The organism is Streptomyces sp. NPDC059524, assembly GCF_042749255.1.
GTDB classification, from domain to species: domain Bacteria; phylum Actinomycetota; class Actinomycetes; order Streptomycetales; family Streptomycetaceae; genus Streptomyces; species Streptomyces xanthii.
In genome coordinates this window covers 1-10,688 of the sequence record NZ_JBHYTK010000217.1, presented here as the reverse complement: position 1 = coordinate 10,688, position 10,688 = coordinate 1, and the positions used below count along the sequence as shown (strand labels likewise).

Annotated in this window: 10 protein-coding genes and 2 pseudogenes; 8 read left to right on the top strand and 4 right to left on the bottom strand. The window is 71.9% G+C overall.

The window, feature by feature from the left end:
• Positions 1-104: 104 nt before the first annotated feature.
• Positions 105-1,118 carry an asparaginase gene (locus tag ACFW9D_RS35730; RefSeq protein ID WP_384629203.1) on the bottom strand — a complete coding sequence of 338 codons (1,014 nt, stop codon included), beginning with the start codon at positions 1,116-1,118 and terminating at the stop codon, positions 105-107.
• A 159-nt stretch (positions 1,119-1,277) separates the two neighbouring features.
• Here ACFW9D_RS35730 and ACFW9D_RS35725 point away from each other — a divergent pair, with 159 nt between their 5' ends.
• The 5 genes and pseudogenes from ACFW9D_RS35725 (at position 1,278) to ACFW9D_RS35705 (ending at position 5,115) form a co-directional block, all read left to right on the top strand.
• Positions 1,278-1,778: an Lrp/AsnC family transcriptional regulator gene (locus ACFW9D_RS35725; RefSeq protein ID WP_384629201.1), complete on the top strand. Its 501-nt coding sequence runs from the start codon at positions 1,278-1,280 to the stop codon at positions 1,776-1,778.
• 153 nt (positions 1,779-1,931) lie between these two features.
• Positions 1,932-3,863 (top strand): annotated as a pseudogene (locus tag ACFW9D_RS35720) (beta-N-acetylglucosaminidase domain-containing protein); the annotation flags it as partial.
• Positions 3,864-3,866: 3 nt separating this feature from the next.
• The gene (locus ACFW9D_RS35715; protein ID WP_384629208.1) at positions 3,867-4,304 is read left to right on the top strand and encodes a discoidin domain-containing protein; all 438 of its coding nucleotides are present in this window, start codon (positions 3,867-3,869) and stop codon (positions 4,302-4,304) included.
• Positions 4,305-4,334: 30 nt separating this feature from the next.
• A complete protein-coding gene (locus tag ACFW9D_RS35710) occupies positions 4,335-4,808 on the top strand; it encodes a hypothetical protein (RefSeq protein ID WP_188336260.1) in 474 nt (157 codons plus the stop codon).
• A gap of 79 nt (positions 4,809-4,887) precedes the next feature.
• Positions 4,888-5,115 carry a hypothetical protein gene (locus tag ACFW9D_RS35705; RefSeq protein WP_188336259.1) on the top strand — a complete coding sequence of 76 codons (228 nt, stop codon included), beginning with the start codon at positions 4,888-4,890 and terminating at the stop codon, positions 5,113-5,115.
• A gap of 4 nt (positions 5,116-5,119) precedes the next feature.
• On the opposite strand, the gene ACFW9D_RS35700 is transcribed toward ACFW9D_RS35705, so the two are convergent.
• A complete protein-coding gene (locus ACFW9D_RS35700; RefSeq protein ID WP_384629197.1) occupies positions 5,120-5,809 on the bottom strand; it encodes a response regulator in 690 nt (229 codons plus the stop codon).
• Positions 5,806-7,443 (bottom strand): ATP-binding protein, encoded by a 1,638-nt coding sequence (locus ACFW9D_RS35695; RefSeq protein ID WP_384629206.1) that lies wholly within the window; start codon positions 7,441-7,443, stop codon positions 5,806-5,808. Before ACFW9D_RS35695 ends, ACFW9D_RS35700 begins: the two co-directional genes overlap by 4 nt.
• Positions 7,444-7,664: 221 nt before the next feature.
• Here ACFW9D_RS35695 and ACFW9D_RS35690 point away from each other — a divergent pair, with 221 nt between their 5' ends.
• The 3 genes from ACFW9D_RS35690 to ACFW9D_RS35680 are packed head-to-tail and all read left to right on the top strand — an operon-like array spanning position 7,665 to position 10,430.
• Positions 7,665-8,474: an ABC transporter ATP-binding protein gene (locus ACFW9D_RS35690; RefSeq protein ID WP_188336257.1), complete on the top strand. Its 810-nt coding sequence runs from the start codon at positions 7,665-7,667 to the stop codon at positions 8,472-8,474.
• Positions 8,464-9,339 (top strand): ABC transporter permease, encoded by an 876-nt coding sequence (locus tag ACFW9D_RS35685; protein WP_384629194.1) that lies wholly within the window; start codon positions 8,464-8,466, stop codon positions 9,337-9,339. The genes ACFW9D_RS35690 and ACFW9D_RS35685 overlap by 11 nt, the downstream gene beginning before the upstream one ends.
• 35 nt (positions 9,340-9,374) lie before the next feature.
• A complete protein-coding gene (locus ACFW9D_RS35680; protein WP_188336255.1) occupies positions 9,375-10,430 on the top strand; it encodes an ABC transporter substrate-binding protein in 1,056 nt (351 codons plus the stop codon).
• Positions 10,431-10,434: 4 nt separating this feature from the next.
• On the opposite strand, the pseudogene ACFW9D_RS35675 reads toward ACFW9D_RS35680, so the two are convergent.
• Positions 10,435-10,688, bottom strand: a pseudogene (locus ACFW9D_RS35675) (SAM-dependent methyltransferase); the annotation flags it as partial.

The following is a 10,688-nucleotide window of genomic DNA, read 5'->3' as shown; positions in this document are numbered from 1 at the left end:
CCTGGGAGGCTGCGCGCAGCGCATGCCTCCCAGGGGCGCGGGGAACTGCGCGACCAGCCACGACGCAAGCCGCACCCGGCGGAGAAGCCGGCGGAGCTACGGCGTCACGCCGCCTGGGCCACGGCCCCCTCGGACACGCCGAGCAGCTCTCGCACCAGCTTCCCGCGGACATCCGCCGCCCCCTCGGAGAGCAGCGCCGACAGCACGGCCACCCGGGTCTGCCCGGCCCGGAGGACTCCGGAGAGCACCGCTCCGGCCGCCACCAGATCCACGGCCCCGCCCCCGGTGTAGATCTCGGCCAGCGGCCCGGCCGGCACCCGCGTGGAGACGGCGACGAGAACACCCGCCCGCACGGCGGAGCCCACCGCCTCGACGAACTCCGGCGTCGCGTTCCCCGCCCCGGTCGCCACGAGCACGATCCCGCGCGCCCCCGCCGCGATCGCCGCTTCGAACAGGGCCGGGTCGGCGTCGCTGTGGTGCATCACGATGTCGACGCGCGGTATCGCGGTCTCGACGGGCGGCACGGCCAGCGGCGCGGGCCGCTGCGGGGTGCGCCGGATGTCGACCCGGCCGAAGCCGAGCCGGCCCACCGGCACGTCGGCCGACGGGTCGGAGAAGGCGTCCGCGGCGAGGGTCTGCGTCTTCACGGTGCCGCGCGCGGCGTGCACCTTGCCGTCGAAGACGACGAGCACGCCGAGGTCGCGTACGGAGGCGGCCACCTGGAGCGCGTCGTACATGTTCCCCGGGCCGTCGCCGTCCGTCGCGCCGAGCGGCTTCTGGGCGCCGGTGAACACGACGGGGCGGGGGTCGTCGTGGTGCAGGTCGAGCAGGAACGCGGACTCCTCCAGGGTGTCCGTGCCGTGCGTGACGACGATGCCGTCGACCGAGGGGTCGGCGAGGACCTCCCGCACCGTGCGCAGCAGCGTGAGCTGGCGCTCGGTGGTCATCCGCGAGCTGTTCACGTTGAACAGGTCGAGCACCCGCACCTCGACCCCGTCGGGCACGGCGGCGCTGGCCAGGACGGTGTCGCCGCCCGCGTCGGCGGCGTAACCGGTGCCCTGCCAGCGGCTGGCGATCGTGCCGCCGGTGCTGATGAGGGTGATGTTCTTGGTGTCCATGGCGGCTGCCTCACGGGTCGCGGGGTCACGGGCGCGTGACAGGGATCGTCGGGAAGACGAGACGAGCAGGGGGATTCCTCGCAAGGGTAAATCGAACGGCGCGCAATCGGATTGCGAAATTGCCGCTTCTGCGCGCGTAGCGTAGGGGATAATTGCTCGATGGACCGGATCGATTTGAATATCTTGCGTGAGCTTCAGGCCGACGGGCGGCTCAGCAACCAGGAGCTCGCCCAGCGGGTGGGCCTGAGTCCGTCGCCCTGCATGCGGCGGGTGCGCCAGCTGGAGCAGGACGGCGTCATCCAGGGGTACCGCGCGATCATCGACCCGGAGGCGGTCGGCCGCGGTTTCGAGGTGCTCGTCTCCATCGAGGTGCGCCGCGACCGCGAGTCCGTCGAGGCCTTCGAGCGGGCGCTCCAGAACATTCCCGACGTCATCGAGGCGTACCGGCTCTTCGGCAGTCCGGGCTGTCTGCTGCGGATCGCCGTCGCGGATCTCGCGGCGTACGAGCGGCTGTGGATCGAGCGGCTCACCGCCCTCGACGGGGTCACCGAGGTGAACTCGCAGATCATCATGAAGCGGATCAAGGAGCCGAAGGGGCTGCCGGTCGGGCCGCCGGCCCGCGGGAACGGCAGGAGTTCCCAGGACGCCAAGGAGGTCTAGACCAAGAGGTCTAGACATGCTACGGGCTCTGTGCCACGGTGGCGCACAGCCCGCCCCCTGCGCGTATCTGATGTGAGAACTCGTCAACCGAGCAGAAAACGACAGGTGTTGCCCGTGAAGCGCTCCGGCAAGAGATCCCGCACCCTCCTCGGCATCGCACTCCTCGTCACCGGCCTGGCCGCCGGCCAGCTCACCCTCGGCCCCCTCGCCACGGCCGCCCCCGACTCCCGTGACGCCCGCGCGGCGGAGCAGCCGCTGCCCTCCGTCGCGCCCGCGCCCCGGGAGATCGCCCGCGAGGGCGGCGACGCCGAGGTCACCGGCCGCGTCGCCGTCGTCGCCGACGACCGCACCGACGCCGCCGCCCGCGACCGCCTCGTACGCGAGCTGAAGGCCCACGGTGCCGACCGCGTCGACGTGCTCGCCCCAGGATCGGCCCTGCCGCACGGGCAGTTGGTCCTCCGGCTCGGCCCCGCCGACCGCCCCGACATCGCCCGCGCGCTCGGCGACACGAAGGCACCCGACGCCGCCGAGGGCTACGCCCTGCGCGTCGCCGTCCGCGACGACGACCGGCAGGTGACCCTGGCCGGCGCCGACGCGGCCGGACAGTTCTACGCCGTGCAGACCCTGCGCCAGCTGTTCGTCCGGGCCGACGGCGTCTGGCGCATCGCGGGCGCCCGCGTCGAGGACCGGCCGGCGATGCCCCTGCGCGGCACCATCGAGGGCTTCTACGGGCAGCCCTGGTCGCCCGCCGAACGCCTCGACCAGATGGACTTCTACGGCGACGTCAAGGCCAACACGTACGTCTACGCGCCCAAGGACGACCCCTACCACCGCGACAAGTGGCGCGACCCGTACCCGGCCGACAAGGTCACCGAGCTGGGCACCCTCGTGAAGCGCGCCGACGCCAACCACGTCCGCTTCACCTTCGCCGTCTCACCGGGCGGCTCCATCTGTTACTCGGACCCGGCCGACCGCGCCGCCCTGAAGAAGAAGCTCCAGGCCGTCTACGACCTCGGCGTGCGGGCCTTCTCCATCCCGCTCGACGACATCAGCTACACCAAGTGGAACTGCGCGGGCGACCAGACCGCGTACGGAGCGCCCGGCCGCGCCGCCGCCGCCAAGGCCCAGGTCGACCTCCTCAACGACGTCCAGAAGAACTTCGTCGCCACGCACGAGGGCGCGCACCCGCTCCAGATGGTGCCCACCGAGTACGGCGACCTCACCGACACCGCGTACAAGCAGACGATGCGCGCCACGCTCGACCCGGCCGTCGTCGTCATGTGGACCGGCACCGACGTCGTCCCGCCGTCCATCACGAACGCGCAGGCCGACGCCGCCTCCCAGCTCTTCGGCCGCAAGGTCTTCGTGTGGGACAACTACCCGGTCAACGACTACGGCCAGACCAGCGGCCGGCTGCTGCTCGCCCCGTACGACAAGCGCGAGGCGGGCCTGTCCGAGCACCTGAGCGGCATCGTCGCCAACCCGATGAACCAGCCCTACGCCAGCAAGGTCGCCGTCTTCGGCTCCGCCTCCTTCGCCTGGAACGACCGCGCCTACGACGCGGACGCCACCTGGAAGCAGGCCATGGACTACCTCGCGGGCGGTGACCGCGAGGCGGCCGGCGCACTGCGGGTCTTCTCCGACCTGGAGCACCTCGCGCCCACCTTCGGGCCGAAGCCCTGGCAGGAGCAGGCGCCCCAACTCGATGCCCGCATCGACCAGTTCTGGACCCGCTGGAAGGCGGGGGAGCGGGACGCGGCCGTCGCCGGGCTGCGGACCTACGCGCAGGAGATCGCTGCGGCGCCCGCGCGCATCCGCGCCGGTTCCGTGCAGGCCGGGTTCGTGACCGACGCGGGGCCCTGGCTCGACGCGACCGCACTGTGGGGCAAGGCCACCGTCACCATGCTGGACGCGCTCGCCGCGCGCGTCGACGGCGACGAGGACCGCGCAAGGACCCTGCTGGGCCAGGCCCGGGAGCTGCAGGAGCAGGCCGCCGCGGTCAAGGTCGACCCCGCCCGCAACACCTGGGGCAAGGCGCCCGTGAAGGTCGCCGACGGCGTCCTCGACACGTTCCTCGTCCAGGCCGACATGGTGATCGAGCTGTGGGGCTCCGCGGACGGCTCCGAGAACCTCGCGCTCAAGGGCACCGCCACCGCCTCCAGCGTCGAGCAGAACCTCGACCGCCTCAAGGCCGCCAACGTCAACGACGGCTCGAACCAGACCCGTTGGGCCTCCGGATACGCCGACGACTCCTGGGTGCAGATCAAGCTCGCCGCCCCCACGAAGGTCGCCGCGGTGACCCTCGCCTGGGAGAGTGCCTGCGCCACCGAGTACCGCATCGAGACCTCGGCCGACGGCGTCCACTGGACCACCGCCGCCACCCGCACCCCGGCCGCCTGCGGCACCGACGTCGTCCGCCTCACCGGCGCAGAGGCCGCCTCGTACGTCCGCATGCAGGGTGTCGAGCGGAACTCGACCTGGGGTTACTCGATCTACGAGATGGGGGTCTACGGCACGGCTGTCTGACCGCCGCCCGGTCATGACAAGATCGGCGGCATGAACGACGACGCAGGCCCACCGGACCCCGCAGGCTGGTGGGCCCGCGCCGACGAAGCGACCCGGCGCGCGGTCGACGCCGATGTGCTCCGCGACCGCTTCCTGTTCGCGGTCCGCACCCTCTGGGAGGCCCTGCGCCACGAGGGGCTCGGTCTGAACGCCGCCCAGGACGTGGTCGCCGCCCGCTACGAGACGCTCGGCGACCGCGTCGAGCGCCGGCGCCCCGACCCCCTCGACGTCCCCGCCCTCACGGCCCGCGCCGCCGCGCACCCCGGCCGGGTCGTCGCGATCGAGGCCGTCTGGGACGGCGACACGGTCCACGACTGGTTCGTGGAACTCGTCGCGATCCTCGACTCCCCGTCCGGCGAGGCCTCCCTCGCCCTGATCCACGAGAACCCGGGCCCCCGCGCCACCGAGGCCGGCCAGGCCCTGGCCACGCATCTCGGCGTCCCGTTCCGCTTCCCGCCCCGGTAGCTCAGGAGTTGCTCAAGTTCCTTCACCGGCACGCGGGCCCGATGCATGATCGCTGGACCGGACGACGGGGGGAACGACCATGGCCAAGCCCGTACGCGCCTCACTGGGCGAGATGTGGATCACCTGCCAGGTCTGCAAGAGCGACCTGTTCCGCGAGCGCGGCGTGAAACTGAACAGCACGGGCGGCGAACTCTTCAACCTGGCCTGGGCCGACGAGACCGCGACGGGCCTGATCTGCTGGCGCTGCGGCTACGTCCACCTCTTCGTCAACCGAGAGATCCAGCTCCACCGCGCCCCGAAATCCTGACACCTCACCCCCCGCTCGCCCCGTACCGGTGCTCCGGGCGGCCCGCGTCGCCGTAGCGGAGGGTCAGCCGGAGGGTGCCGGTGTCCTGGAGGTGGCGGAGGTAGCGCTGGGCCGTGGAGCGGCTGAGGCCCGCGCGGAAGGCGACCTCCTGGGCCGAGAGCGGGGTCTCGGAGCGGGCGATGACCTGGTAGATCAGGTCCGCCGTGGGGCCCGACCAGCCCTTCGCCGGGGGCGTGGCGCCGCCCGGCGGGGTGCGGACCGCGCCGAAGATGCGGTCGATGCGTTGCTGGCCCGGCGCCGTGCGGCCGCCCGCGTCCCGCAGGGAGCGGCGCAGTTCGACGTAGCTCTCCAGGCGGGAGCGCAGGCCGTCGAACGTGAACGGCTTGACCAGGTAGTGCAGGACGCCGTAGCGCAGCGCCGCCTCCACGACCTCGACGTCCTGCGCGGCCGTGACCATGATGACGTCGCTGCGCACCCCCTGCCGGCGCAGCGCCCGCACGAGGTCCAGGCCGGTGCGGTCGGGCAGGTAGTGGTCGAGCAGGAGCAGGTCGACCTCGCGGGACTCGAGCAGGCGCATGGTCTGGAGGGCCGTGTGGGCGGTGCCCGCGACGCGGAAGCCGGGGGTCTTCTCCACGTAGGCGGCGTTGATCTCCGCGACGTGGAAGTCGTCGTCCACCACCAGGACATCGATCATGAGGGTTCTCCAGCCAGGACGGACGGGTGCGGGGTGGCCGGCGCGGGCCGGGACACGATGTCGGGGAAGGTGACCGTGAAGACGGCGCCGCCGCCGGCCCGCGCGGCGATGCGCGCGGTGCCGCCGTAACGCTCGGCGAGACTGCGCACCATGGCGAGGCCGAGCCCGCGCCCGCGGTGCGCGGGGGACTCCTTGGTGCTCCAGCCCTCCTGGAAGATCGTGTCCCGCAACTCCACGGGCACGCCGGGCCCGTTGTCGCTGACCCGTACGACGACCGTGTCCCGTTCCACGAACGCCTCCACCTCCACGACGGGCCGCGCGGCGCGCCCGCCGCCGACCACGTCCAGCGCGTTGTCGATGAGATTGCCGAGCACGGTCACGACGTCCCGCGCGTCGATCAGCCCGGTCGGGAGGTGCGTGCGGTCGGACAGGCGCAGGGTCACGCCCCGCTCCGAGGCGATCGCCGACTTGCCGACGAGCAGCGCCGACACCATCGGCATCCGTACCCGCTCCGCGAACTCCTCGGCGCAGGCGCGCCGCGCCCGGGTGAGCCCGGCGACGTAGCTGCGGGCCCGTTCGGTCAGGTCGAGTTCGAGGAAGCCGAGGACGGTGTGCAGCCGGTTGGCGTGCTCGTGGTCCTGGGCGCGCAGGGCGTCCAACAGGCCCTTGATGGAGTCGAGTTCGCGGCCCAGGAGCTCCACCTCGGTGCGGTCCCTGAGCGTGACGACGGCGCCGCCGTCGGGGGTCGGCATCCGGTTCGCGATGAGCACCCGGTTCTCGCGCACCGTGAGCAGGTCCCGCCCCGTCACCTCCCCGGCGATCACGTCGCGAGAGCGGCCCGGCGGGAGCACCTCGTCCAGGCCCCGCCCCTCCGCCCCGTCCTCCAGCGCGAGCAGCCGCGCGGCCTCGTCGTTCACGAGCCGCACCCGCCCGCGCCCGTCCAGCGCGATGACGCCCTCGCGCACGGCGTGCAGCATCGCCTCCCGTTCGCAGAGCAGCGCGGAGATGTCGGCGACGGACACCCCGTGCGTGCGCTTGCGCAGGGTGCGGGCCACGAGGAACGCGGCGCAGGCCCCGACGGCCAGCGCCGTCCCCGCGTACCGCAGCAGCCCGGGCAGCGCCGACAGCAGCCGGTCCTGCACCCCGGAGTAGGCGATGCCCACCGACACCGCCCCGATCACGTCACCCGTCGCGTCCCGCAGCGGCACCTTCGCCCGCGCCGAGCGCCCCAGCGTGCCCCGGTCGACCTGGAGCACGACATGCCCGTGCAGCGGGATCGAGGGGTCCGTCGAGACCCGGTGGCCGACCTCCCGCGCGTCCGTGTGCGACCAGCGGATCCCGCGCCGGTCCATCACCACGACGTACAGGGCACCGGTGGCCCGCCGGGTCCGCTCCGCCTGCCGCTGCACCGGCCCGCCGGCGTCGGCCCGCGTCGTCAGCAGCCCCTCCGCGATCTGCGGATCGGCGGCCGTGGTCTGCGCGACGGCGAGCGCCTGGTGCTCGGCCTGGTCGTCGAGCTGGGTCCGCAGCGGCTGCAGGAACAGGCCGGTGAGGAGCAGCAGCACCCCGGTCGTGATGAGGAGCTGGGCGATGAGGACCTGGGCGAACACCTGCCTCGGCCAGCCGATGCGCAAGCGGGCCACTTCTGACACCTGCCTTCGGGAACTTCCCCGCGCGACCAGACGTTGCGCGAGGGTGCCCGCACCGTAACCGGCCCGGTCTGACCTGGGAAGAGTTCCGGCGGGACCCGGCGCCGAGGCCGTCGGCACAATGAGCAGAATCCCTTTTACGCGCACAATCCGCGGTTGCCGGAGAAAACTTCCGCCGCGCTCCGGCCCTTCCTAGGTTCCGCGGCATGACTTCCAGTCCGGCCATCGAACTGCGCGGGGTGCGCAAGGCCTTCCGCACCCCCTCCGGCGCCTCCCACACCGCCGTCCACGACCTCGACCTGACCGTCCAGCAGGGCGAGTTCGTCGCCGTCGTCGGCCCCACCGGCTGCGGCAAGTCGACCACCCTCACCCTCGTCAGCGGCCTCGAGGAGCCGACCGACGGCGAGGTGATGCTCTCCGGCACCCCGGTGCGCGGCATCGACGAGCGGGTCGGCTTCGTCTTCCAGCAGGACGCCACCTTCCCGTGGCGGACCGTCCTGTCCAACGTCATGGCCGGACCCCGCTTCCGCGGCGTCCCCAAGGCGGAGGCCAGGGAGCGGGCCCGCGCCTGGCTGGCCCGCGTCGGCCTGACCGACTTCGAGGACCGCTACCCGCACCAGCTCTCCGGCGGCCAGCGCAAACGCGTCGCCCTCGCCGCCACGTTCGTCAACGACCCGTCGATCCTCCTCATGGACGAGCCGTTCTCCGCGCTCGACGTCCAGACCCGCGCCCTCATGTCGGACGAGCTCATGGAGCTGTGGGCCGGCACCGGATCCTCCGTCGTCTTCGTCACCCACGACCTGGAGGAGTCCATCGCCCTCGCCGACAAGGTCGTCGTCATGACCGCGGGCCCCGCCACCGTCAAGGAGGTCTTCACCGTCGACCTGCCGCGCCCGCGCCGCGTCGAGTCGATCCGCCTGGAACCCCGCTTCGTCGAGATCTACCGCGAGATCTGGTCCTCGCTCGGCGAGGAAGTCCGCATCACCCGCGAAAGGGGCGCCCAGCATGTCGCCTGACACCACCGCGAGCGCCGCCCCCCTCGCGAAGACGGACGTCCCGGTGTCCGCCCGCACCGCCGAACGCGCCCGCGCCGCGCGCCGCCGCCGCGCCGTCGTCCTCCTCGCCCGCGCCGCCGTCCTCGTGTTCGTCCTCGGCGTCTGGGAGTGGTTCTCCCGCGCCGGGATCATCGACCCGTTCAACTTCTCGATGCCCTCGAAGATCTGGGACCAGATCCAGCAGTGGGCGCTGCACGGAACCCCGCAGGGCTCCCTGCTCGAACAGATCTGGTACACGCTCTACGAAGCCCTGCTCGGCTGGGTCGTGGGCGTCGTCGTCGGGGTCGTGCTCGGCATCGCGCTCGGCCGTGTCCGTTTCCTGGCCGACGTCATGGGCCCGTACATCAAGGTCCTCAACGCGCTGCCCCGGATCGTCCTCGCGCCGATCTTCCTCATCTGGTTCGGCCTCGGCCCCGCCTCGAAGGTCGCCTCCGCCGTCGTCCTGGTCTTCTTCCCCGTCTTCTTCAACGCCTTCCAGGGCGCCCGCGAGGTCGACCGCCACCTCATCGACAACGCCCGCATCCTCGGTGCCCGCGACCGTCAGGTCACCTTCCAGGTCGTCATCCCCGCCGCCACCTCGTGGATCTTCACCAGCCTCCACGTCAGCTTCGGCTTCGCCCTGATCGGGGCGATCGTCGGCGAGTACATCGGCGCCACCAAGGGCATCGGCCTGCTCGTCTCCGCCTCCCAGGGCACCTTCAACTCCGCCGGCGTCTACGCGGCCATGGTCATCCTCGCCGTCGTCGCCCTGCTCGCCGAAGCGCTGCTCACCTTCCTCGAGAACAAGCTGTTCCGCTGGAAGCCGGCCGCCACGGAAGCCCGTTGACCTCCCGCACCCTCCCCCCTTCCTCAGGAGCGCCCATGTCCCGCAAGAAGCTCACCGTCCGCCTCACCGCCGCCACCGCGGCCCTCGTCGCGCTCGCCGCGCTCAGCGGCTGCGCCGACGAGGTCTCCTCCAAGGCCACCGAGGGCGGGGGCGGCGGCAAGGGCGACAAGGTCAAGATCATGGTCGGCGGCATCGACAAGGTCATCTACCTTCCCGCGATGCTGTCCCAGCGCCTCGGCTACTTCAAGGACGAGGGCGTGAACGTGGAGCTCCTGAGCGAGCCCGCCGGCATCGACGCCACCACCTCCCTCGTCGCCGGGAACGTCCAGGGCGTCGTCGGCTTCTACGACCACACCCTCGACCTCCAGACGAAGGGCAAGTCGGTCGAGTCCGTCGTGCAGCTCGCCCAGACGCCCGGCGAGGTCGAGATCGTGTCCAACAAGGCGGCGGGCGACCTGAAGTCGCCGAAGGACTTCAAGGGCAAGAAGCTCGGCGTCACCGGCCTCGGCTCCTCCACCGACTTCCTCACCAAGTACCTCGGCGTCCACGACGGGGTGGCCGTCGACCAGTTCACGAACGTCGCGGTCGGCGCGGGCCAGACCTTCATCTCCGCGCTGCAGAAGGGTTCCATCGACGGCGGCATGACCACCGACCCGACCGTCGCGCAGATCCTCGACAAGAAGCTCGGCAAGGTCCTCGTCGACATGCGCACCCCCGAGGGCTCGAAGCAGGCCCTCGGCGGCCTGTACCCGTCCTCCAGCCTCTACATGAACACGGACTGGGTGAACGGCCACAAGGACACGGTCCAGAAGCTCACCGACGCGTTCGTCCGCACCCTCAAGTGGATGTCCACGCACAGTGCGAAAGAGATCGCCGCGAAGATGCCGAGTGACTACGCGCAGGGCGGCGAGGGCCTCTACGCGCAGGCCATCGAGAGCACGCTGCCCATGTTCACGAAGGACGGCCGCATGCCGGCCGACGGCCCCGCGACGGTCCAGCGCGTCCTGAAGTCCTTCAACCCGAACCTGAAGGACGCCACGATCGACCTGAAGAAGACCTACACGACCGACTTCGTGGAGAAGGCCGGCTGACCCGTCACGGCCGGGCGACGGCGAGGCTGACGACGTAGCGCTCCTCGACGGTGCCCGAGGGGAACACCTCGGCCAGCAGGGCGCGTTCGGCCGCCAGGAACGCGGTCGTGCGCTCCTCGCCGAGGACGAGGAAGTCGGAGAAGCTGCTCAGGTTCGCCAGGTGCCCGTCGAGCGGCACGTGGCGGGACCAGTACACCTGCCGGGTCGCGAAGTGGACCCCGGCCGGCAGTCGGCGGAACCGGGCCTGTGGATCAGGCC

Coding starts and splice junctions, on each gene's coding strand:
- ACFW9D_RS35715 (WP_384629208.1), top strand. CDS start 3,867: ATGGTGATCGAGCTGTGGGGCTCCGCGGACGGCTCCGAGAACCTCGCG.
- ACFW9D_RS35690 (WP_188336257.1), top strand. CDS start 7,665: ATGACTTCCAGTCCGGCCATCGAACTGCGCGGGGTGCGCAAGGCCTTC.
- ACFW9D_RS35710 (WP_188336260.1), top strand. CDS start 4,335: ATGAACGACGACGCAGGCCCACCGGACCCCGCAGGCTGGTGGGCCCGC.
- ACFW9D_RS35725 (WP_384629201.1), top strand. CDS start 1,278: ATGGACCGGATCGATTTGAATATCTTGCGTGAGCTTCAGGCCGACGGG.
- ACFW9D_RS35730 (WP_384629203.1), bottom strand. CDS start 1,118: ATGGACACCAAGAACATCACCCTCATCAGCACCGGCGGCACGATCGCC.
- ACFW9D_RS35685 (WP_384629194.1), top strand. CDS start 8,464: ATGTCGCCTGACACCACCGCGAGCGCCGCCCCCCTCGCGAAGACGGAC.
- ACFW9D_RS35680 (WP_188336255.1), top strand. CDS start 9,375: ATGTCCCGCAAGAAGCTCACCGTCCGCCTCACCGCCGCCACCGCGGCC.
- ACFW9D_RS35705 (WP_188336259.1), top strand. CDS start 4,888: ATGGCCAAGCCCGTACGCGCCTCACTGGGCGAGATGTGGATCACCTGC.
- ACFW9D_RS35700 (WP_384629197.1), bottom strand. CDS start 5,809: ATGATCGATGTCCTGGTGGTGGACGACGACTTCCACGTCGCGGAGATC.